The sequence below is a fragment of the Fictibacillus sp. 7GRE50 genome (assembly GCF_015903875.1).
Lineage (GTDB): Bacteria > Bacillota > Bacilli > Bacillales > Fictibacillaceae > Fictibacillus > Fictibacillus phosphorivorans.
The window spans coordinates 373,491-396,456 of the sequence record NZ_JACZDW010000001.1 but is presented as its reverse complement, the minus strand read 5'-3'; the positions used below and the strand labels follow the sequence as shown (position 1 = coordinate 396,456).

General features: G+C 37.4%; 23 protein-coding genes, 1 pseudogene and 1 riboswitch. Of the genes and pseudogenes, 16 read left to right on the top strand and 8 right to left on the bottom strand.

From position 1 onward, the window contains the following. Positions 1-422 precede the first annotated feature (422 nt). Together IHV12_RS01965 and IHV12_RS01960 are read left to right on the top strand one after the other, a co-directional pair. Positions 423-3,464, top strand: a complete 3,042-nt coding sequence (locus tag IHV12_RS01965) for an ATP-binding protein (RefSeq protein WP_197189693.1) — start codon at positions 423-425, stop codon at positions 3,462-3,464. Positions 3,465-3,500: 36 nt separating this feature from the next. Beyond that, positions 3,501-4,145: pseudogene (locus IHV12_RS01960) on the top strand (SpoVR family protein); the annotation flags it as partial. Between the two features lie 73 nt (positions 4,146-4,218). On the opposite strand, the gene IHV12_RS23010 reads toward IHV12_RS01960, so the two are convergent. After that, a protein-coding gene (locus IHV12_RS23010; RefSeq protein ID WP_370568758.1) for an IS3 family transposase occupies positions 4,219-5,768 on the bottom strand; the annotation gives its coding sequence in 2 pieces (ribosomal slippage) (positions 4,219-5,144 and positions 5,144-5,768; 1,551 coding nt in all). Positions 5,769-5,963: 195 nt separating this feature from the next. Here IHV12_RS23010 and IHV12_RS01945 point away from each other — a divergent pair. Then, the gene (locus tag IHV12_RS01945) at positions 5,964-6,224 is read left to right on the top strand and encodes a hypothetical protein (protein WP_197132099.1); all 261 of its coding nucleotides are present in this window, start codon (positions 5,964-5,966) and stop codon (positions 6,222-6,224) included. 295 nt (positions 6,225-6,519) lie between these two features. Here IHV12_RS01945 and modA read toward each other — a convergent pair whose 3' ends face one another. Beyond that, positions 6,520-7,308, bottom strand: a complete 789-nt coding sequence (modA, locus tag IHV12_RS01940; protein ID WP_197189691.1) for a molybdate ABC transporter substrate-binding protein — start codon at positions 7,306-7,308, stop codon at positions 6,520-6,522. Between the two features lie 297 nt (positions 7,309-7,605). On the opposite strand from modA, the gene nfsA reads away from it, so the two are divergent. Together nfsA and IHV12_RS01930 are read left to right on the top strand one after the other, a co-directional pair. Beyond that, positions 7,606-8,352, top strand: a complete 747-nt coding sequence (nfsA, locus tag IHV12_RS01935; RefSeq protein WP_197189690.1) for an oxygen-insensitive NADPH nitroreductase — start codon at positions 7,606-7,608, stop codon at positions 8,350-8,352. Positions 8,353-8,376: 24 nt separating this feature from the next. Next, a complete protein-coding gene (locus tag IHV12_RS01930) occupies positions 8,377-9,219 on the top strand; it encodes a DUF72 domain-containing protein (protein ID WP_197189689.1) in 843 nt (280 codons plus the stop codon). A 469-nt stretch (positions 9,220-9,688) separates the two neighbouring features. Here the strand turns inward: IHV12_RS01930 and IHV12_RS01925 are convergent, their stop codons facing one another. Then, positions 9,689-9,991 carry a YunC family protein gene (locus IHV12_RS01925; protein ID WP_066397323.1) on the bottom strand — a complete coding sequence of 101 codons (303 nt, stop codon included), beginning with the start codon at positions 9,989-9,991 and terminating at the stop codon, positions 9,689-9,691. Between the two features lie 123 nt (positions 9,992-10,114). Here IHV12_RS01925 and IHV12_RS01920 point away from each other — a divergent pair, with 123 nt between their 5' ends. From IHV12_RS01920 to IHV12_RS01895, 6 genes are all read left to right on the top strand, one after another. After that, positions 10,115-10,909 (top strand): thymidylate synthase, encoded by a 795-nt coding sequence (locus IHV12_RS01920; RefSeq protein WP_197189688.1) that lies wholly within the window; start codon positions 10,115-10,117, stop codon positions 10,907-10,909. Beyond that, positions 10,906-11,382 (top strand): dihydrofolate reductase, encoded by a 477-nt coding sequence (locus IHV12_RS01915; RefSeq protein WP_197189687.1) that lies wholly within the window; start codon positions 10,906-10,908, stop codon positions 11,380-11,382. The genes IHV12_RS01920 and IHV12_RS01915 overlap by 4 nt, the downstream gene beginning before the upstream one ends. 72 nt (positions 11,383-11,454) lie before the next feature. Further along, positions 11,455-12,294, top strand: a complete 840-nt coding sequence (gene yunB / locus IHV12_RS01910; RefSeq protein WP_197132083.1) for a sporulation protein YunB — start codon at positions 11,455-11,457, stop codon at positions 12,292-12,294. Between the two features lie 104 nt (positions 12,295-12,398). Beyond that, positions 12,399-12,581, top strand: a riboswitch (Lysine riboswitch). 142 nt (positions 12,582-12,723) lie between these two features. Beyond that, the gene (locus IHV12_RS01905) at positions 12,724-14,313 is read left to right on the top strand and encodes a Na+/H+ antiporter NhaC family protein (protein ID WP_197189686.1); all 1,590 of its coding nucleotides are present in this window, start codon (positions 12,724-12,726) and stop codon (positions 14,311-14,313) included. Positions 14,314-14,503: 190 nt separating this feature from the next. Further along, the gene (locus IHV12_RS01900; protein WP_197132077.1) at positions 14,504-16,006 is read left to right on the top strand and encodes a sodium-dependent transporter; all 1,503 of its coding nucleotides are present in this window, start codon (positions 14,504-14,506) and stop codon (positions 16,004-16,006) included. 1 nt (position 16,007) lies between these two features. Beyond that, complete coding sequence (locus tag IHV12_RS01895; protein ID WP_137791787.1) at positions 16,008-16,112, top strand: methionine/alanine import family NSS transporter small subunit; 105 nt, start codon at positions 16,008-16,010, stop codon at positions 16,110-16,112. A 143-nt stretch (positions 16,113-16,255) separates the two neighbouring features. Here the strand turns inward: IHV12_RS01895 and IHV12_RS01890 are convergent, their stop codons facing one another. Continuing rightward, positions 16,256-17,257 carry a M23 family metallopeptidase gene (locus tag IHV12_RS01890; protein WP_197132075.1) on the bottom strand — a complete coding sequence of 334 codons (1,002 nt, stop codon included), beginning with the start codon at positions 17,255-17,257 and terminating at the stop codon, positions 16,256-16,258. A gap of 205 nt (positions 17,258-17,462) precedes the next feature. Between IHV12_RS01890 and lipA the strand changes: the two genes are divergently transcribed. Further along, positions 17,463-18,347, top strand: coding sequence for a lipoyl synthase (gene lipA / locus IHV12_RS01885; protein WP_197132073.1), 885 nt, complete (start codon positions 17,463-17,465; stop codon positions 18,345-18,347). A gap of 40 nt (positions 18,348-18,387) precedes the next feature. On the opposite strand, the gene IHV12_RS01880 is transcribed toward lipA, so the two are convergent. Next, positions 18,388-18,999, bottom strand: coding sequence for a YhcN/YlaJ family sporulation lipoprotein (locus IHV12_RS01880; protein WP_197189685.1), 612 nt, complete (start codon positions 18,997-18,999; stop codon positions 18,388-18,390). 121 nt (positions 19,000-19,120) lie between these two features. On the opposite strand from IHV12_RS01880, the gene IHV12_RS01875 reads away from it, so the two are divergent. Next, positions 19,121-19,396 carry a YutD family protein gene (locus tag IHV12_RS01875; RefSeq protein ID WP_066238928.1) on the top strand — a complete coding sequence of 92 codons (276 nt, stop codon included), beginning with the start codon at positions 19,121-19,123 and terminating at the stop codon, positions 19,394-19,396. 80 nt (positions 19,397-19,476) lie between these two features. On the opposite strand, the gene IHV12_RS01870 is transcribed toward IHV12_RS01875, so the two are convergent. Continuing rightward, on the bottom strand, positions 19,477-19,773 hold the full coding sequence (locus IHV12_RS01870) for a hypothetical protein (protein ID WP_231620653.1): 297 nt from the start codon (positions 19,771-19,773) through the stop codon (positions 19,477-19,479). Positions 19,774-19,866: 93 nt separating this feature from the next. After that, positions 19,867-20,136 carry a DUF3055 domain-containing protein gene (locus IHV12_RS01865; protein ID WP_197132069.1) on the bottom strand — a complete coding sequence of 90 codons (270 nt, stop codon included), beginning with the start codon at positions 20,134-20,136 and terminating at the stop codon, positions 19,867-19,869. Positions 20,137-20,239: 103 nt separating this feature from the next. Here IHV12_RS01865 and IHV12_RS01860 point away from each other — a divergent pair, with 103 nt between their 5' ends. The 3 genes from IHV12_RS01860 to IHV12_RS01850 all read left to right on the top strand — a co-directional run bounded on the left by IHV12_RS01860 (position 20,240) and on the right by IHV12_RS01850 (position 22,253). Next, complete coding sequence (locus IHV12_RS01860; protein ID WP_197132067.1) at positions 20,240-20,680, top strand: DUF86 domain-containing protein; 441 nt, start codon at positions 20,240-20,242, stop codon at positions 20,678-20,680. 82 nt (positions 20,681-20,762) lie between these two features. Continuing rightward, complete coding sequence (locus IHV12_RS01855) at positions 20,763-21,419, top strand: helix-turn-helix transcriptional regulator (RefSeq protein ID WP_231620652.1); 657 nt, start codon at positions 20,763-20,765, stop codon at positions 21,417-21,419. 66 nt (positions 21,420-21,485) lie between these two features. Beyond that, positions 21,486-22,253: a TIGR01457 family HAD-type hydrolase gene (locus tag IHV12_RS01850; RefSeq protein ID WP_197189682.1), complete on the top strand. Its 768-nt coding sequence runs from the start codon at positions 21,486-21,488 to the stop codon at positions 22,251-22,253. A 118-nt stretch (positions 22,254-22,371) separates the two neighbouring features. Here IHV12_RS01850 and IHV12_RS01845 read toward each other — a convergent pair whose 3' ends face one another. Further along, positions 22,372-22,869: a phosphatidylglycerophosphatase A family protein gene (locus IHV12_RS01845; RefSeq protein ID WP_066397286.1), complete on the bottom strand. Its 498-nt coding sequence runs from the start codon at positions 22,867-22,869 to the stop codon at positions 22,372-22,374. Between the last annotated feature and the right edge of the window lie 97 nt (positions 22,870-22,966).

Genomic DNA, 22,966 nt, shown 5'->3' with positions numbered 1-22,966 from the left:
AGAAAAAATAAGCGGAGATCAAATAGGATTGTATTCATTAGAAGGATTGTCCGTTAAATTTGTTTTATCAAATTTTTATTTACTCGGAAACAAACTTGCGAAAATGTCCATTAAAAGGCTAGGGATTAATCCTAACTTTTTTTTACATATTTTCTACATAACGCAAAATAAGGTCTGGTAATTCAATAGGTTTCATATGGGCTATTAAAGAATGCTATAAATGTTCAAAAGTCCCTTTAGAAATCTCCCTACAGGGGCTTTTTTATATTGTTGGATTTAATTATTAAGTGTTCAATTTTGTTATTTTAAAGGAAAAATAATACAATTTGTCGAATATTTGGTATTAGTTGTCTATTTTCTTAGGAAGGGGTAAAGTGAAATGAAATTTTCTATGTTACATATCAGTGATATACATTTTAAAAATGAAAAACAATAGTCTTTTAGAAAAAGTTGAAAAAATTAGTCTTGCAATAAAAAGTGAATTATATGATATAGAGACTCTTTTTATAGTAATGACTGGTGATATGGCATTTTCAGGGTCTCAAGTTGAATATGAAATTGGAGTAGAGTTTCTAGAAGGATTAAAAAACTCTTTAATAAAGGAAAGGGAAATAAATATTTATATTATTACTATTCCTGGTAACCATGATTGTGATTTTTCTACTGATCAATCATTAAGACAGGTGTTACTTGAAAATATAAGAACCCATTCAACTGACATTCCTTCTGACAAAATTATTAAGGAAATATGTTCGCCGCAGTTAAATTATATTGATTTCGCAAGTTTATATACAGAAAAAGAACATATTATTTATGATCATCTATTATTTAAAAAACATCTTTTTGAATTGGATAATGATATTAAGATAATCTTTAACTGTTTAAATACCTCTTGGATTTCTGAACGACATGAGCAACCTAGCAAAATGTACTATCCTTTGCATCTGTTTAAAGATGAAATTAGAACAAGTGGTGATATTAATATAACTCTTCTTCATCATCCTTTACATTGGTTAGATCCTATTAACAATAGAGCAAATAAAGAGATTATTGAAGATTTTTCAGACCTTGTTCTAACTGGCCACGAGCATTTTCCAACTTATAAGCAGTCCTTAGACTTTGATGGTAATTATACTGGTTACATCGAAGGTGGTGCACTACAAACAGGAAATCCAGTTGAAAGTGATTTCAATCTAATTCTTATTGATATGGATCTTCAACAACAAAAGATATTAAAATTTAGTTGGGAAGTTAATAAATATCATGTAAATAAGCAGATTAATTGGACGGATTTAAGGATAGGAAGTACAAACTCATCTGTTAATGAAAACAACGAAGATTTTAATAATTATTTAAATGATCCTGGGTTAACTTTGAAACATCCAAAAAAATCAGAAATTTCACTAGATGATATTTATATCTTTCCTGATGCAAAAGTCATAAAATATGAAGTGAAATTAAAAGAAGACATAAGTGAATATGTTAATTTAGAAGTTATAAAAGAAATTGGAAGTGAAAATAAATTTTTTATTACAGGGGAAGAGAAATCTGGTAAAAGTACACTATGTAAAACTATTTATAAGCATTATAAGTTAAATGGCTATGTTCCAGTTTTAGTAAATGGAAGAGATATAAAAAAATCTTCCATTGATGATTTTAATAAGGTGCTATATAAAGCTTACAACAACCAATATTCTGAAGAATCTCTAGATGAATTTAAACAATTACCAGATAATAAGAAGATTATTATTATAGATGATTACGATCAAAATAAATTGAATAACAAATTTTCTTTAAACCTACTAGCTAATTTAGATAGATACTTTGACAATATTATTATTACTGGAAACGAACTTTTTAAGTTTTTAGAACTACTATTTAATGATGATACACATGAAGAATTACTTGAGAGATTTCAAAAACTTGAGATTATGCACTTTGGTCATAGACTTAGAGCTCAATTAATTAATCAATGGAATAGTATAGGTGATTTAGAAACTTTGGATGAAAAGGAACTAATCTCAAAAAACGATTATTTTGAAAACACTATTAACACGATTATTGGAAATAATTACGTTCCATCATATCCTTTTTTTATTCTAGTAATGTTACAGACTTTAGAGTCAGGTGAATCACATAACCTTGCTGAAAGTACTTATGGTTATTATTATGAACATTTAATTAAACAATCTCTTATTAATCTTAATATGAAAAATGAAGATATTGATGCTTTTTATAATTATATTACTGAGTTGGCCTACGTCTATTTTGAAGATAAAACTATTGAAAAATCTAAAATCGAATTAGAAAATTTTAATAGTTGGTATTGTGATGAGTATGCTCTTGATTATAAATTTGATAAGTATTTCTCTAAACTAGTTGAAGCTTCTATTTTAGAATCTATACAAGAAACTTATAAATTTAAATATAATTATACGTACTACTATTTTGTAGCAAGATACTTAGCCATTAATATTTCAGAACCAGGTATAAGAGAAAAAGTATCTGAAATGTGTAAAAACCTATATTATGAAGAATACGCAAATATAATAATGTTTTTAACACATATATCAAAAGATCCTTTTATTTTAAATGAAATTTTAATTAATGCTCAGTCTATATTTAATGAATTCAAACCTACAGAATTAAATGATGAAATTAATAATTTGAATCAACTTATTAGTGATGTACCTAAGTTAGTAATTGATAACAAAGAAGTTAAAGAGCATAGAACGCAAAGGTTAGAAATGAAAGACCAAATAGAAAGAAGTCAAAATGAAATAGCTGCTACTGGTTATGATATAAGGGATGATGAGGCAAAAGAATTAGACATTTTAGGGAAATTGAATTGGTCATTTAAAACTTTGGAAATTGTTGGTTTGGTCTTAAAAAATTATTATGGGTCAATTAAACGAACCCAAAAAATCATTTTAGGCAGTGAGGCATATTTCCTTGGATTGAGATCCTTAAGTTCCTTTCTAAATATGATAAATACTCATATGGACTCCATCGTTAAGGAAATAGAAAAGGTAATAAGTGAGAAGGGGATTTCTGGTAAGGTAGAAATTGAAAATGAAGCAAGGAGTTTTGTATTCAATATCTGTACTGCTATGTCCTTTCATTTTATTAAAAAAATATCAACCTCCGTGGGTACAGATAAACTATCGGAAATATTTAAGCATATTTTAGATGAGAATTATACCAATGCTATTAGATTAATAGACTTATCTATAAAGTTAGACCATATTCAGACAATACCATTTAATGATATTGCAACTTTAAAAAAAGATTTAACAGATAAAAATAATTTAATTGGTTATAGTTTACTTAGGGGTTTAGTAATTAACCACCTATATATGTTTGAGACAAGTTATAAAGATAAACAAAGAATCTGTAACCATTTAGACATATCAATAGAAAGGCAGAGGAAAATTAACCTCATGTCTAATGTAAAAAAACAATAATTTCTCATAATTGGTGGCATTTGAATCGAATAGTGTAAAATCATGAACGAAGGCTGGGCTAGCTACTGGCACGCCAAAATTCTACAAGAAATGGACTTGACCTCTCATGAAACGATTGAATTCGCTAAATTAAACGCGGGTGTTGTCCAACCATCGAAAACATCGATCAATCCATATTACTTAGGGTTACAGATCTTCAAGAACATCGAAGAACGCTACAACAACCCAGATGAAGAGCTGATCAGACAAGGGGTTAAACCAGGATCAGGACGAGAGAAAATGTTCGAGGTCCGTGAACTGGAATCCGACATGTCGTTTATCCGAAACTATTTAACTAAAGATTTAGCACAAAGAGAAGACATGTATCTGTTCCAAAAGCAAGGGAAGGAATACAAGATTGTCGACAAGCAGTGGGAGGAAGTACGTGACCAGCTCGTGAGTATGCGTGTGAACGGAGGGTTTCCATACATTACAGTAAATGACGCAGATTACATGAAGAATGGGGAGCTATACCTCAATCATAGCTATGAGGATATGGAACTTGATGTGAAGTATCTTGAAAAAGTACTGCCGCATCTTCATCATCTCTGGGGAAGACCTGTTCACATGGAGACAAAGATTGAGCAAAAGCCTGTGTTGTTCACGTATGACGGGAAGACGGTACATCGCAAGTACCATTAAAATTAAAGATTTAAAAGCACTCTCATTTTGAACTGCACCCCGTCAAGTAGACAGTAAAAATAATAAAAACCAACTAAGAGGCTTCAGCTCTATATTCTATAGGGCTGAGGCCGTTTAATCGTTTTTGATATCTTTCATAATTATAAAAATGGATATACTCATCTATCGCTATAGACAGGTTTTCAAATGTCTCAAATTTATGTAAGTAATACTTTTCACACTTGAGGGTTCCCCAGAATGATTCCATTGGTCCATTATCTATACATCTACCCACACGTGACATGCTTTGAGTCATTTGGGCTTGATCCACCTTGCGTTTGAACCCATGAGAAGTGTACTGAAATCCTCGATCACTGTGAATAAGTGGTTGTTCTTCCTCTAACTGTTCTATTGCTTGGTCTAGCGTTTTGAACACGAGGCTATTATTATTCGAATGTCCTACTACATAGCTTACGATTGATCCATCATACAAATCTAAAATGGCACTTAGATAAGCTTTCTTTTGTGAACCATATTTGAATTCTGTGACATCCGTTACCCATTTTGTATTTTTCTTTTCTGCTGTGAATTCACGATTTAACACATTCTCCGCCACATGTTGGGGGATAGAACGCTTATATCTACTCTTCTTTTTTCGAATGACGCACTGTATATCCGCAACCCTCATCAGCCTATAAATCCGTTTAGGATTAAATTTCTTGTTTAAGATTCGGTTTATATTCATTGTCATTCGACGATACCCATAGATGCCCTCCACTTTCTTATGGAGAGCTTTCAGCTCTTTTATAATCTCATTATTCTGACGCTCTTGCTTAGAAGGCATTCGTTTTAGCCACTTATAATAGGCAGCTCGTGAGAGACCTGCGATTTCACAAAGCAAAAGAATACTTACTTTTTCTTTAACATGTAGTTCCTGGATGGCCATATATTTATTTTCATTTGGTATATAGACTACTTTTGCCTCCTTTCGATCTCCTCTAACTTTTTTAAGAATGCATTTTCCGCCCGTAATCGTTCATTCTCTCGTTCTAATCTTTTCATCTGTAACTTAAATGCCTCATCAGGTGTTAACTCGTTTTCTTGCTTTGTTCTTCCACGCTTATCTTTAAGCGCTTCATCTCCATCTTTTTCATACTTCTTAACCCATTGATACACCTGTTGGTAGGAGACCTCGTATGTTTCAGCTTTTTTCTGATAATCCTTCCCGTTCTCCAAACAATCAAGTACAATCTGTCTACGTTCACCCCATGTTGTTTTTCTTCCTTTAGTCATAGAACTCGTCCTCCCCATAGACGTACCCTTTAATTCTCTATAACTATTATACGTCTTAATCCATTCCTGGAGGACCGATCTACTTGAAATACCATACATTCTTATAAGTTCATTCTGAGAGTATTGACCTGACAAATAATCCCTAACAGCTCTGACCTTGAGCTCTTTAGAATAAGACTTCCAGGGACTTGAGGATCTAAGACCTTCCATTCCATATCTCTCAAATTGCTCAATCCATTTCTTAAGAGAGGTCTTGGCTATCTCAAACTTTTTACAATGCTCTTTTATTGTAAAATCGCCCTCTTTATAAGTAGATAAGACTGTGTATTTAAACTCTTTAGAATACCCCATAAAAAAACTCCCCTTAAGATAAACAGACTTTTTATTTCATCTGTCTACCTTAAGGGGAGCATATCATTTAGGAGTGCTTTTTGTTTTTTAATTTAATCTGGTAAGGATAGTAGATATCAAATTTGTAATAATGTGGTAAAATATAATCAGGTTATTTTTGAAAAATTATGAAAATATAAATAGGGGGATTTTTCATTGAGAAAGCTGTTAATGACAATGCCATTAATAGGGATACTGTTAGTAGGTGAAAAAGCGATATTTGAGATCATTATTTTAACTTTAATCGCAATACCATTGAAAACTGTAAAATTCAAACAGGATATGGATATGTATAACTTTATTATTACTAATAAAGTTGATAAGAATTTATTTAAACCTGTTACGCCAGTGTTAAATACGAATCGTAATTCAGAAATTGTTACTAGATCTATGGAACATAAATCAATTGAACATTAACAATAAGTTTAACAAGCAAAAGCCATAAGGAAGTTAAAGGGTTAAATTAAGATCCTTAGGAGAAGGAAGGCTTCGTGCCAACTTTGTGCCAACTGAATTTGAAAAGCATTGAAATAGTTTAAAAATCAATACATGGAAAACCTTGAATTAACAGAGTTTTTACATCTATTTAATATGTTATGAAAGTCTTCGTTAATCAAGTTTGAGATGGAAGGTTCAATCGGTTAATAAAGAAAAGCCTTGGTGTAAGACTGCACCAAGGCTTTTTTGTGTTTACATGCTCGTAAGTGAACGATTATTCAACCTTTTTAAAACCGAACTTTTCAAACGTATTTAATGTTTCTTCTTTTTGCAAATATTTATAGAACTGCTCTGCTTCTTTTCTATGAGAAGTCTCTTTTATTACTCCGACTGGATAGATGATAGGCGAATGAGTATCTTCTTTAGCAACAGCTGCTACTTTGACTTTAGAAGAGATCATCGTATCAGTCTTATAAACGATACCAGCATCGACATTACCCGTTTCTACGTATGTAAGCACTTGGCGAACGTCTTTTGCGTAAACGATTCTTTGTTCAACTTCTTTTAATAACTCCAAATTCCCTAGCGTTTCTGTGGCGTATTGACCTGCTGGAACCGTTTCAGGAGTACCAACCGCTATTTTTTTTACCTTTATCAAATCTTCAAAACGCTTGATGTTTTGTGAGTCTTTCCCAACGACTAAGACAAGTTCATTTCCTACAAGATCAGTTCCTAGTTTCTTTTCAATGAGGCCTTCTTTAACAAGCTGGTCAAATTTATCTTCTGCTGCAGAGAAAAAAAGATCAACAGGTGCACCATTAGAGATTTGCTGTTGAAGGGCACCAGAGCCTCCGAAATTATAAGTGATGCTGACATTCGGATTTTCTTTTTCATATTGGGTCGCAATTTTATTTAATACATCTTGTAGACTGGCTGCAGCTGAAATTGTTAATTCTACATTAGATTCTTTTTTGGCTGACTCTGAAGATTCATTTTTTGAGCATGCAGATAATAATGTTGCAAACAAGCAGATTAGAAGTAAAATTGTATAACTTTTCTTCATCTTCTCTCTCCTCACTTAACTTTTGTTTTTTTAGTGTCAGGTAAGAATATATAGAAAAAAGACGCCCGATTGGACGTCTTTTTTGCGTATATTGCGGCGAGAGACAGCACTCCACATAGTGCATTGCCAAAAGGCGCGTCAATCTCGTCTTATGCAATTAGCTCATCGCTAAATTAGTATACCATCTCTTTGCGTTAATGAGAAGAAGAGATTATTGAGACTTCAAATGGTTCGCTTTTTTATATACGAAAAAGATATAATGCAATCAACCATAACTTTAAAGAAGGAGCTTATGTGATGAACGAAATTATAGAAACAATATTAGCTCACCGATCGATTCGAAAATTTAAAGACAAGCCGTTAGATGATGAAACGGTTGAAACACTTGTACAATGTGCTCAAGCTGCGTCTACTTCAAGCTATCAACAAGTTTGTACGATTATTGGAGTAGAAGACCGGGAAAAGAAAGAAAAACTAGCTGAGCTTGCGGGTAATCAGTCTTATGTTGCAGACAATGGATATTTCTTTGTCTTTTGTATGGATTACAACCGTCATACAATTGCAGCAAACATGAAGTCAATAGATATTCAAGAAACGATCCAATCCACTGAAGCGTTTATCGTAGGATCGGTGGATGCCGCTCTTGCTGCACAAAACCTATCTGTAGCGGCAGAGTCTCTCGGACTTGGTATCGTTTATATAGGGGGAATTCGTAATCAACTGCAGGAAGTTTCAGCGTTATTGGATTGCCCAGACCATGTACTTCCGTTGTTTGGGGTAGCGGTTGGATATCCGGACGCTGAGCCTGGGAAAAAGCCTCGCTTGCCGATGTCAGCCGTTTTTCATAAAAATCAATACCAAAATTCTGAGGAAACAGAAGCTCTCCTTGATCAGTATGAAAAAGAAACTGCTGCATATTACACAGAAAGAACAAGCGGAAAACGTACAGAAGGCTGGGTCACGCAGATCACAGCATCGATGGCGACTCCTAAACGAACGTATATGAAAGAGTTTGTCCGGTCAAAAGGATTAAATAAATTGTAACTCACAGGCAGGTGACTTCAAAGAATGATAAAAATCGGTGTAACAGGCTGGGGAGATCACGATTCTCTTTATCCAGATGGTACTCCTGCAAGAGAAAAGCTTGCTGTATATTGCGGCCACTTTCCTGTTGTAGAAGTTGATTCTTCCTTTTACGCGGTACAGCCTGTCAAAAACTATGAAAAGTGGGTAGCTTCTACACCACAGGATTTTTCGTTTGTTGTAAAGGCGTATCAAGGGATGACGGGACATTCAAGAGGCAAGCTGCCTTTTGAATCTGTCAAAGAAATGTATGAGGCGTTTATAGAGTCTATTCAACCTGTCATCTCGTCAGGCAAGCTTGAAATGGTCTTGTTTCAGTATCCACCGTGGTTTGATTGTAAGAAAGAAAATGTCCAGATGCTTCGCTATGCAAAAGAAATGATGGGTGATATTCCTTTAGCTCTTGAGTTTCGTAATCAAACCTGGTTCAGTGATGAAATGAAGGAGAAGACGCTTCAATTTATTAGGGAAGAGAATTGGATTCATACAATTTGTGATGAACCTCAAGCCGGACAAGGCTCGATTCCAATCGTCATGCACACAACATCGGAAAAGACACTTGTTAGGATGCATGGCCGAAACGTTTATGGCTGGAACAACCAAGGTCAACCGAACTGGAGGGAAGTACGTTATCTATATCGTTATAATGAGACAGAACTTCAAGGATGGAGGGAGCGCATACAACAGCTTTCTTCAGAAACGAAGGATCTAACCATTCTTTTTAACAATAATTCGGGTGGAGATGCTGCCGATAACGCGAAGCAGATGATTGAACTTCTGGACATTCAATACGACTTTTTGGCTCCAAGGCAATTGGATCTGTTCTGAGTTTTCCTTATATTACAAATCCATTTCAAAAAGAAGGAAACGATTCATTTTTCAAGGTAGACTGATATACTAATAGGGTGAACGAAATATCGTGAACTGGATAAAGAAAGTGGGGATCACTTTGAATTTCAAAAAATTGATTCAGATGATGTACTGCTTACAAATTGCCTTTATCATCAGTGGCGTTTACTTACTATGTGTCTACATATATATCAATGATGCGAAGCGCATACAGTTCTTATCCTTGGTCTTATGCATTAATCTTATTTCATTAAAAATAACAAGAGATCGTTTTAAAGCATAATGAAACACCCTCTGCCATTTTGGCAGAGGGTGTTGTCGTTTTATTGGAAATGTCGATATATTTCTTTTTTCGCCGATATATTTGAAAAGTTGCCGATATAAATGATTTTTGGCCGATATATTCTTTTTCTTGCCGATATATTTCAAATCTCGCCGATAAAATGCTCTAAATCATTTTTAAAAGTGCCTTTCGCCCTTGCATACCAACTTCAATACCTTTTTCTTTTGCTTCAAGAGTAATAGATTCTAAAGGTGCATCCAGCAGCTGTTCGATTGTTCTTACTCCAACAGCGCGTCCTGCGATAATTTTACGGTCTGCTAACTTTTCGTTTAAAAGAGCTACGTCAAGTGCCCCACACATGATATATCCATTGTCGTTGAATACAGCCATAAAATTCGTTTTTGGCAAACGAAGGGTGACAGCGGTAAACGGATGTCCTTCGATTAAGATCGGGTTCATCTCTAACATGCTTCCACTCCTTTCTTCACTATTATTTTTATGTGTATAGAAGGGAAAAAGTGTTAGGTGTTGAAGCTATTTTTATGACTTTTCGTATGATACGATTAAAAGAAAAATAGGAGGCGATGAGGGATGAAACAATATCTGGATTTTCTTCAAGATATTCTACATAACGGTACGAAAAAAGAGGATCGGACAGGCACGGGGACCGTTTCTGTGTTCGGTCGTCAGATGAGGTTTGACCTACAGAAAGGCTTTCCGCTTGTTACGACTAAAAAGCTGCATTTAAAATCGATTATTCATGAATTGCTTTGGTTCTTAAAAGGCGACACAAATATTGCTTATTTAAAAGAAAACGGTGTACGGATTTGGGATGAGTGGGCCGATGAAGATGGAAACCTAGGGCCTGTTTATGGACATCAGTGGCGCTCATGGTCTGCTCCGAACGGTGAGACGATCGATCAGATATCAAACGTAATTGAAGACATCAAGAAGAATCCAGATTCAAGACGATTAATCGTCTCTGCATGGAATCCTTCTGATATTCCGAATATGGCGCTGCCACCATGTCATTTATTGTTTCAATTTTATGTTGCGGATGGAAAGCTCTCCTGTCAGCTTTATCAGCGCTCAGCAGACAGTTTCTTAGGTGTGCCTTTTAATATTGCGTCATATGCTTTGTTAACGATGATGGTGGCACAAGTGACCGGACTTAAACCAGGAGAATTCGTTCACACTGTTGGGGACGCGCACATTTACACCAATCACCTTGAACAAGTAGAGCTGCAGCTCACTCGTGAGCCAAAGCCGCTTCCGAAGATGAAGATTAATCCAAACGTGACGAGTATTTTTGATTTCACTTTCGATGACTTTGAGCTTGTAGACTATGAGTCACATCCACATATTAAAGGCGTGGTGAGCGTATGATCTCGTTTGTTGTAGCGATGGATGAAAATCGCGCAATCGGTAAAGACAATGATCTACCGTGGTACTTGCCTAACGATCTCAAGCATTTTAAAAACGTAACGATGGGAAAGCCGATCGTGATGGGTCGTAAAACATATGAATCCATAGGAAAGCCTTTGCCTGGTCGAGAGAATATCGTGGTAACAAGAGATGAGCAGTATCAAGCTGAGGGAACGACGGTCGTTCATTCTGTCGACGAAGTCATTCAAAAAGAAACAGAAGAACTATGTGTGATAGGGGGAACGGAGATCTTTAAGCTGTTCATGCCTGTTGCAGATCGCTTGTATGTCACAGAGATCCACCACACCTTTGATGCTGATACGTATTTTCCAGAAATCAATCGTGAGGAATGGAAGGAAGTTTCCCGTAAACCAGGTGTTGTAGATGAAAAGAACAAATATCATCACGATTTTGTAGTCTACGAAAAAAATTAAAACCATAAAGTTTGAATGAGCCCCCCTCTTGTCTGCATACATATGTATATGTAGATAAAGGGGGGTTACCTTTTGCTTAAGCGCAGAAAAATGAAACTTCGAAAAGGGCCACTTCCATTCCGATTTGTACTATTGATCTCATTTATTCTGTTTACTTTTATAACGATTCAAGGGCTATGGCTTGTAAACAAAGGGATCGAACCAACACTTATGTTGATTGCTCAAAAGAAAACGGAAGAAATCGCCGCACTTGCAATAAGTGAAGCGATCGACAATGAAATTTTAGGGCCTTCGGAAATGAATGACATCATCGAATATAAGACCGATACAGAAGGAAATGTAGTCTTTGCTGGAATCAATCAGAGTGTAGTCAACCAGGTTGCCAACCAGTCACAAAAAGTCGTTCAAAAATACCTGAAGGAAATAGAAGAAGGAAAAGCACACGAAGTAATAACCAATGATGAGTTAGGAATAACAGCCTATAAGAACGAACCGGGTGTTATTATGGAAATACCTCTTGGGCAAGCAACAAGAAACTCTCTCCTAGCTAACTTAGGGCCGAAAATTCCTATCAAATTTATGTTGATTGGTGAAGCGAACACAGATATCGAAGAGAAAATAGAGAATTCAGGGATCAACAATACGTGGATCAATATTGATATTGTAGTCACAGTGAAAACGAGGATCGTTATTCCTTTTGCGACAGAAACGACAGTTGTAAAAAGACCAATAAAGATAACAGCACAGTTTATTAAAGGGGAAGTCCCTGTCTATTATAATCAATCTGGAGATCCTATTCAGCCGACTGTGCCGATTACACCAGACTTAAAAGAAAAGGAATCTCATGATGAATTGGAGCCTTCTGAAGATAGTCCATCAGAAGACACAAGTGGGGAAGAAGCAGCAGAATAAATATATTTCCTTCATTTAACAAATCCTGTTTAGGTTGACCATTCGTCCTAGTTTGTTATAATTGAAATTGAATTTAAAATTTTATATGTCTTTAAGCCTATCACCGATGGGGTAGAGGAGCGGATTTTATAAGTACTTTTTCAGAGAGTGACGTCTGTGAAGAAAAAGGAAAGGAACTTCCGCCGAAGCAAAAGTAAACCGTCTGTTCACTTTTGCTGGGTTTACACTAAACAAGTGTAAAACTGTCACTGCTTGGGAATTAAAAGCAGTGGAGGACTACTGATCGATGAGGAAAACCATAAATTACTTAAGTGATTGATAGCAGGTTATTTCCTTGTCTATTGATCGCTTTTTATTTTGTCCTTTTTTCCTCAACGTCCTGTAAGAACTCCTCAATATCGATGGCTAAATAAAAGAAGGAGGAACATCATGGAATTTGAGAATTCGATTTATGCGTTAATACCACCCGTATTGGCAATCTTGATGGTTGTTCTAACGCGAAGAGTGTTAGTCTCATTAGGAGCTGGGATCCTAGCGGGAGCCCTATTGCTTCACGATTTTAGTATTGTGGCTACACTGAAAGAAATTGGTACGATCGTGAAAGGGCACTTTATTTCAGACGGTGCATTAAATGAGTGGAATGTTTATATTCTTCTGTTCTTATTAATCTTAGGAATGATGACGAGCATTATCTCTTTAGCAGGTGGAAGCAGAGCTTTTGGAGAGTGGGCCATTTCTAGAGTGAAAACGAGAAGAGGTGCACAGCTTTTAACGGTTGTGTTTGGACTCGTCATTTTTATTGATGACTATTTTAATTCGTTGGCTGTCGGAAATGTAAGTAGACCTATTACTGACCGACATCGCATCTCGCGTGCGAAACTGGCATATTACCTTGATTCAACTGCAGCGCCAGTGTGTGTAATCTCACCTGTTTCAAGTTGGGGCGCGTACATTATCGGTATTATCGGAACGATCTTTGCTACACATGAGATCACAAATATGTCTGCGTTTAGTGCTTTTATTCAAATGATTCCAATGAATTTTTATGCAGTGTTTGCGTTAATCCTAGTATTTGCTGTAGCGTATTTTCAACTTGATTTTGGACCGATGAAAAAACATGAGGAAACAGCTCTTGCTACAGGAGAAGTGATTGCAGCTGATAAAAAAGCTGCAATCGGAGAAGGTATTAAGCTCGAAGAAAGTGACAAAGGAAAAGTAGGAGACCTAGTTTGGCCAATCGTAATCTTGATTATTTCAACGGTTGGATTCATGATCTATACAGGTATTCAAAATGTGAAGGGGCTAGAAGAACCAACGGCCATCTCACTTTTATCTATTTTTGAGAATACCGATGTACCAAAATCATTAGTATATGGTGGTCTGCTTGGTTTAGCTTCTGCTATATTGTTCTTCCTTCCAAAGAAGATGGGTGCTGCATCCTTAGGAAAAGGACTGGGACGCGGTATTCAGTCTATGATCGGTGCTGTTACGATCTTGCTTTTTGCATGGACGATCATCTCTATCATCGATAGCTTAGGAACAGGGACGTATCTAGCAGGGTTAGTTGATCAGCATATGAATTTAGCTTATCTGCCGTTTGTTCTTTTCGTACTGTCAGGGTTAATGGCTTTTGCGACAGGAACTTCATGGGGTACATTTGGAGTAATGCTGCCGATCGCAGCAGAAATTTCAGCTTCTACAAATATTGAGTTAATGCTTCCTGTTCTTGCTGCAGTACTAGCGGGATCTGTTTTTGGTGACCATTGTTCCCCAATATCAGATACTACCATCCTTTCTTCAACAGGAGCGGGAAGTCATCACATTGATCACGTCATGACCCAGCTTCCTTATAGCCTAGTGGCTGCTGGAGTGTCTGCCGTTGGTTATCTTGCCCTTGGGTTCACAGAAAGTGTTTGGGTCGGCCTCTTCGCATCTGCTGTAATATTTATCTTAGCGCTCTTCATAATTAAAAAAGTATCTAGTAAAAATAGCATTAGTGATCAATCTTTAAAGGCTTAATTTTTGAAAGTGTCTGGTAGTTAACCAGGCACTTTTTCTTATATTTATACGACTTTTTCCCCCTTATTCCGACAAAATAACTAAAAACATTTTGACAGGTTTTCATGTTTTGTAATATACTGAACACAGAATTATCAGAAAAAAGTAACAATTGTAAACTTTTCGACTTCATAAAAAGGGGGATACAACAATGGAAAATAGGCAGCAATGGGGAAGCCGCTATGGGTTTATATTAGCAGCGGTCGGCTCAGCAATCGGCCTAGGCAATATCTGGAGATTTCCAGCGGTTGCTTATGAGAACGGTGGAGGAGCATTCTTCATCCCATATCTTATAGCACTTTTAACGGCAGGGATTCCCTTACTAATCCTAGAATTTACGCTAGGTCATAAGTACCGTGGATCTGCTCCACTTTCTTATTTCCGACTTCACAAAAAAGCGGAGTGGCTAGGATGGTGGCAAGTATTTGTAGCATTTGTTATTTCTACTTATTACGCGGTTATCATCGCTTGGGCGATTAAGTATTCTATTTACTCATTAAACTTAACTTGGGGAGACAAGCCTTCTGACTTCTTCTACGGTGAAGTCCTTCAATTAAGCAAGACGCCTGGTGACTTGGGTGGTATCGTACCAGGTATTCTGATCGCACTTCTAATCGTGTGGGTCGTTACACTTCTTGTTCTTTATAAAGGTGTATCGAAAGGAATCGAGCGTTTTAACAAAATTTTTATTCCAGCTTTAGTTATTATGTTTACGTTAATTGTTATTCGTGCCGTAACGCTCGATGGTGCTGCTCAAGGTTTGAACACATTCTTCACACCTGATTGGAGCATGATGAATAATGGTAAGGTGTGGGTAGCAGCTTACGGTCAGATTTTCTTCTCATTATCGATCGCATTTGCAATCATGGTAACGTACTCAAGCTATCTGCCTAAGAAATCAGATATTAACAATAATGCATTTATTACAGGTTTCGCAAACTCAGGATTCGAACTACTTGCAGGTATTGGTGTATTTGCCGCTTTAGGATTCATGGCGATGCAACAAGGTCTGCCGGTTGATGAAGTTGTAAAAGGCGGTATCGGACTAGCCTTTGAAGTATTCCCAGCAATTATTAATGAGTTCCCAGGCGGAAATGCCTTCTTTGGAACAATCTTCTTCTTAACCCTTGTATTCGCTGGTATGACATCGTTGATCTCGATCGTTGAAACGTATGTGTCTGCATTACAAGATAAGTTTGGCATTTCTAGAACAAAAGCTGTATTGATGGGTGGAGGAGTAGCATCTGTTATCTCATTACTTTTCGCTACAAAAGGCGGACTGTACATGCTTGATATCGTGGATTACTTCATCAACAACTTCGGTATCACTTTAGCAGGTCTTGTAGAAGTAGTCATTGTTGCTTGGTTCGTCAGACAATTGGCTGGACTTCAAAACCATGCGAACGCCATCTCTGACTTACGAACAGGTTTATGGTGGAAGGTTTGTCTAGGTGTGATCACACCAATCCTTCTTGGTTACATGATGTTTGATAACATTAAACAAAACCTTGCAGAAAACTATGAAGGTTATCCTACAGAACTGATCCTTACGTATGGTGTAGCCGTGGCAGTTGGCGTAATCGTACTCGGCATCGTACTCGGTCTAGTGAAGTGGAAATCTGAAGTGGCAGTAGAGAAAAAGGAGGTCAGCTAATATGACAGGCAGTGCGATTACAATGATGGTGATTGGCATGGTTATCCTATGGGGCGGCCTCCTAGCGAGTATTGCAAACGTGGTTCGCGTTTCGAGAAAGAAATAAAGGGTAAAGCTGGTTCTTCAAATTGAAGAATCAGCTTTTTTCTTATGATAGCGCTCGTAAATCAGAGCAAGGCTCGAGATTTACGAGCGCCATATAAAAAAGAAGCCCTCAAGCTTCTTTTTCAACTTTGCCACCATTTATCATTATCTTCGCCTGTTGCTAATGCGCTCCTGACGTTCCCATGCTTTTAAATAAGGGTATGGATCGAATGCCCATTCCGTATATCCGTTGTCACGGTACATACCAAAGTGCAAATGGGGAGGGAATTTTCCTGATGTTCCTGGAGGACCGTAGCCTGAGCTGCCCACATAACCAAGCACAGTTCCGGGTTCGACGATAGATCCTTTTTCAATTGTTTTATTAAAGCTGCCTAAATGGGCGTAATAATGATACACATTATTGATATCACGGACACCGATTCTCCATCCGCCAAAACGGTTCCATCCTTTAATTTCAACAATTCCGTATGAAACGGCTTTTACCGGAACTCCATAATCTGCAAAGATATCTGTGCCTTCATGGATACGTAATCCACCAAAGCCGCGTCGGTCTCCCCAAGTGCTTCGGTAACTATAGTTTGATCTTAATGGAACGATAAAGCTGTGTTTGTCTAGAGAAACGGTTCCATAGGTCTCATAGATCTTCGCGTTTTCCATAATAATATCCACGGCTTTATCACGCTGGTAATAGCTCCAAAGGCCGATTCTGAAATTCTCTATATCATGCCCATGCTTTTGAATAATCTCACTAAATGTATATAAAATATCTTCATCGTTGTTTCGATCTGCAATTCCGTCGTTGTTACCGTCTTTTCCGATGCCACCAAACATAGAAATACGTTCAGGGTTCGTATCGTCCATAGTAGGGTTGATCGGTCCAGACCATTGTAAAGGAGAAAAGTAAATGCCGACTAATCCTTTTCTGGCAGGTAGATCTCTTCTCGCTTTTCTCACGCTTCTTTCATATTGGTCTACGCCTGCAAAGTAGTGCCATGGAATGAGAGTAACGGACTCCATTTTTTTATAGAGGCTAAGCCTTTCCACATCTTCTTTCGTATATCGCTCTGCGGCCGTGCTCCTGCTTTCTGGAAGAAAGGTTATTAGAAGGGCTGTCAGAGTGAGGAACAGGACTGAAAATTTCCTCATGCGTCCCAATCCACTCCTTTCTTATCATTTATCTATAGTTTGTTGAAGTTAAGGAAAAACATGAAGGAAAAATGTTGGAAAAAACTCATGTTTGGAATTTTACCCTGTCGTATGGTAGAGTATTGAGGGGACAATAATGTTTAAGTAGAAACTAAAATACGAACGTTCATTATACGAAAGACCAAGAAAATTTGGGGTGATGATGATGGCAAAGAAAGAAGAATATGTACGTAAACCCGAGTGGTTAAAAATAAAGCTAAACACGAATGAAAATTATAAAGAACTTAAAAAAATGATGCGTGAGAAAAAGCTACATACGGTATGTGAAGAAGCAAAATGTCCAAATATCCATGAATGTTGGGCTGTTCGAAAAACGGCTACTTTCATGATTCTTGGAGATATCTGTACACGTGCTTGCCGTTTTTGTGCCGTTAAAACAGGATTACCGACAGAACTTGATCTACAAGAGCCAGAACGTGTTGCAGAATCTGTTGAGCAAATGGGTTTAAAACACGTTGTAATCACAGCGGTTGCGCGTGATGACCTTAAAGATGGCGGTGCTCATGTATTCGCCGAAACCGTTCGTGCTGTACGTGCTCGTAATCCATTCTGTTCCATCGAAGTCCTTCCATCTGACATGTTAGGTGATTTTGATGCACTGAAAACATTGATGGATGCAAAACCAGATATTATGAACCACAATATTGAAACGGTGAGACGTCTTTCTCCGAGAGTTCGTGCACGTGCTACGTATGACAGAACAATGGAGTTCTTGCGTCGTGCAAAAGAAATGAATGCTAACATCCCAACAAAGTCCAGTCTAATGATCGGGTTAGGTGAGACGTGGGATGAAATTGTAGAAACGATGGATGACTTACGTGCAAATAACGTAGATATCATGACGATTGGTCAATATCTACAACCTACTAAGAAACATTTAAAAGTACAAAAATACTATACACCAGATGAGTTTAAAGAGCTGCGTGATATCGCGTTCTCTAAAGGATTCAAGCATTGTGAGTCTGGACCGCTTGTGCGTTCTTCTTACCATGCTGATGAGCAAGTAAACGCAGCTGCACAAAATAGCTAAAAAATAAGAGAACCAGAAGCAACGATCTGCTTCTGGTTTTTTATTTGCCTTCCATTTCACTACGCATATTGTTTGTTTCGCCGTTCATCTCACCGTTTTCATTTTCCCCATAGTTCCACTTTTTACCTTGAGGCGCTTTTTTCATTTGTTGGATTAACGTGTCCATGATGCCTTCGATCTGTTCCGTATCATTATTTAGTGATTGATATTGTTCGATCTTATCGATCATTCCTTTTTCGTCAGATACGTAGACGTGATAATATCTTGGAACGACAGAGAATCCAGTCATCTTTACTTGGTCAGCAGCTGCGTTTCGATCCTTGTTTGTTGTTTTGTAGCCGATCAGTACCTCTTCATCCGTAACTAATGTACCGACATCTTTAATATCCGGTAGTTGAAGGACCATATCAGAGATCATATCAGCAAGCTTTTGGCGATTTAAGTATGGAACCGCATTTCCTGTTTTTACTTTGTCCCCCGACATATGACGCATATATCCAAAGTCCCCATAGTTCATGTTGTTGCCAATTCGATTCTCATCTTTTACATTGGTTTTAGAAAATTTATATTCTTGTCCCATCTTTTTCTGATCACCACCGCCGCATCCAGCGAGCATCAAGCCGATCAATAAGAACATTCCTAATTTTTTCACAGGTGTTTCACCTCCTTATTCTATAGAGTGCCTTAAATGGGAAGATCTTTACGAAGAAATTGTTGGCTGAAACGAGTACAAGCATGGTAAAATAAGTATCAGGAAACGAGGTGAAGCATTTTTGATTACAGTTGGTAATTATTCCTATGAAGTGATTGAAGATGTACGAGAAGCCTTTAACGAGGAACAATTTAAAGCGCGCTATAGTGAAATATTACATAAATACGATTATATTGTTGGTGATCTCGGTTACGAACAGCTTCGACTTCGTGGATTCTTTGAAGACAATCATGAAAAGGCTACGTTTGATACGAAGATCAGTACACTGCCGGAGTACATTTACGAATATTGTAATTTCGGTTGTCCGTATTTTGTAGTCAAAAAAGTAAACCCCTGAGAAATTTCAGGGGTTTTTCTTTGTCTTAGCGATGATCTTAAATTTGACGTAAAGGCTATTAAAAAGTCACCAAGGTTACTTTACGAGCCTCTAGAATCTTCATAAGGCTTTTCCGTATGATATTCTGGATTATCGTGTGTGGGATGAGCACCAGGATCTTGTCTTTCCAGACCTTCATGAAGGGTTTTGTTTTCATAGTTAAAGGCACTATAATAACGCTGTTCTTCTCTCCAAGGAGTCGATTTTCCTAAAGCTCTCTTGATTGGAGAGCCGTACGGACCTTCAGGTAAATCCTCAGGAAGTACGTAATTACGACCAGTCTCTACATTCGAAAAATCGGTATATTGTTCTTTTTCTTTTTCGAACAAAAAAACCATCCTCTCTTCGGTCATTTTAGGATAAGAAAAGTATCCTTATCTAAAGTGTCTCCAAGAAAGCATGATTCTTTTTTGGTACATTTTGATTACATCTTAAACAACTTCAGCTAAAAATTCACGAAGCTCCATCGCGTCTTCTTCAGTTAGATTAAACGCGTGTTCTAAATAGCCCTCTTCTTCTAGGTCATCTTGACCGATGATGGCATACGTACTGCCTAACATGTTCAGAACTAAAGCTTTACCGTAATGTCTTGTTGTTTTGGTGATGGCAAGATCAAAGCGAGTATTTCGTCCCATGAAGCTTACAAAGCGCGTTTCTGTTGTTTCTTTATCATCATATAAGAAAAATGTTTCCTCGTTCATTTTGTTCCTCCTTCGTACTAAGCAAAATTTAAATTTTGAGTCCATATGATTGCTCTTACTTTATGTTACACTTTACTTGAGAAACTTACAAAAGGTGATGACTATGTATTTTGTTGATCGAAAGAAAATCAATGAACATTTAGTGTATATGAATGAGTTAATCCATACGTTCAAGGAAGTAGCAGCCCCAGAAAATAAGCTTGAAACACTTGTGGTGGAAAGAATCGGACATATGTTGATCGAATCGATGATGGACGTTGGAAATATGATCATTGATGGATTTATCATGCGCGATCCAGGAAGCTTTGAAGATATCCTTGATATCCTGATTGATGAAAAGGTAATCCCAAATGATGAAGCACTATCTCTAAAGGAAGTGGTGAACCTTCGTAAATCACTTGTTCAAGATTACACTTCGGCTGATAGTAAAATTATATACGATACAATCGCTTCAAAAGAGAAAGAACTTTCAGCATTCCCAATACATGTAAGACGGTATTTAGAGGAAGAGTTGGGGCCAGTTTCTGCATTTTTACCTGAATAAGGATAAGTAGAGTTTTTATACATTTATATTTAAAAATGTACGTTTACCCTTATTTACGATAAAATGGTGACAAAGGATGGTGATGACCATGAAGAATCACACCTCAACCCGTGATGAAATCATCTATCTTTTAAAAAGAAATAAGAGGATGACAGTTACGGAAATGGCGAAATCCCTAGGAATAACCGAAATGGCGGTTCGTCGTCATCTCAACACATTAGAGCGTGACCATGTGATTGAAACGACTCTTGTGCGACAGGCTATGGGAAGACCAATTCATTTTTATCATCTTACAGCAAGCGGTGACGAACAATTTCCACGTAACTATTCAGGACTTACCGTAGATTTTTTAAAAGATATAGAAGAAGTGAGTGGCACAGAAACAATTGATGAATTGTTTAAGCGTCGTGAAAATCGTCTTCAGGATAGATACAAAGATCGAATGAACACACTCACAGAGTTTGAGCAAAAAGTAAATGAACTGTCGAACATACAAAATGAAGCGGGTTATATGGTGGACTGGGAAAGAGGCGAAGATCCAGGAACCTACGTATTAACAGAGTACAATTGCCCGATAGCTAAGGTAGCTAATGAATATCAGCAAGCCTGCTCTTGTGAACTTTCGCTGTTTAAGCGCATGCTTCAAACAGATGCCGTTGAGCGAAAGACGTGCATGGCAAAAGGCGGAGATTATTGTTGCTATGTGATAAAAGAAGAAAAGCAAACATCTGAAGTCTAAATCGCTTCAGGTGTGTTTTTTTTTGAAGTGGGTAAAATGAGAAGGTACATAAAAGGAGAGAGCATAATGAAGGCATATAAAGGATTCTTGATCGACTTGGATGGAACGATGTATCGAGGGACAGAACGAATAATCGAGGCCGTTGATTTTGTTAAAAAACTAAACGAAAAAAATCTTCCCTATTTGTTTGTGACCAATAATTCTTCTAAAACAAAAAAGCAAGTGGCAGATGTGCTTGCAGGGTTTGATATTCCAGCTTCAGCAGAGCATGTGTATACGACGAGCATGGCAACTGCCAATTATATTGCAGAACAAAAGAAAAATGCGACTGTCTATTGTATCGGTGAAGATGGAATAAGAGAAGCGCTTCAAGAGCAAGGACTGCAACTTGTTGAAGAGAACCCTGACTATGTTGTGGTCGGAATCGATCGCTCGATCACATATGAAAAATTAGCAAAAGCATGCCTAGCAGTCCGTAACGGAGCAACTTTTATCTCTACAAATGGCGATATTGCACTTCCAACAGAAAGAGGCCTTCTGCCAGGAAACGGCTCACTAACTTCTGTCATTACGGTTTCTACGCAAACAGATCCGACGTTTATCGGTAAGCCTGAGTCCATCATCATGGAGATGGCGTTAGAAACGCTGGGAACGAAAAAAGAAGAAACACTCATGATCGGGGACAACTATCAAACAGATATATTAGCTGGTATTCGTGCCGGGATAGATACTCTGCTTGTGCACACAGGAGTCACAACTAAGAAACACCTTGAAGAAATTGAAGTGCATCCAACGTATACCGTTAACGGATTGGATGAGTGGGAGATCAATTAATCTGATTTCCGGTTCAGGTACTTGCTTTTCCCGATGGAGGCTATCTAGCAACACCCAGTTAATAAAAAATGAAAAAGGCTTAAGTCAAAGAGGATCCTCTTGTTCTTAAGCCTTATTTTTATTCTTCATTTGCTGCACGATGTGCCAATCTGCTCGATGCTGCAGCTGCAATAGCACCGACTATGTCATCTAAGAAAGTGTGAACCATACCTGTAGACTTATCATTAAGCTTTTCTAGAATACCCGGTTTTTGTTTATCGATGAATCCATAGTTGGTAAAGCCGATCGAGCCATATATATTTACGATTGAGAGTGCGATCACTTCATCGATCCCATAAAGACTTTCGTCGCGAGCCAATATTTCCTGAAGCGGCTGCTCAAGTTTTTTCTGTTCCGCTAATACATCAAGCGCTATGCCTGTAAGAATGGCATTCTGAACTTCACGTTTTGCGATGACTCTCTCAACGTTTTCTCTACATACATCCATTTTAAGATCAGGATGGTAGGGGACTTGGAGAAAATAAACAAGTTCAGCAATATCGTTTACCGTAACGCCCCGTTCGTTCAGCTGTTTGCGAGCAGTTTCTTCGACTTTTTCCACTTTTTTGTTTGGCATCCTTGTACTCCTTTTCTCTGTTAGTCTCCTTAGCTTTGTATAGTATATGTTTTCATAGTAAAGTTATGAATTTATAAAAAGTACTAACCACTTCGCC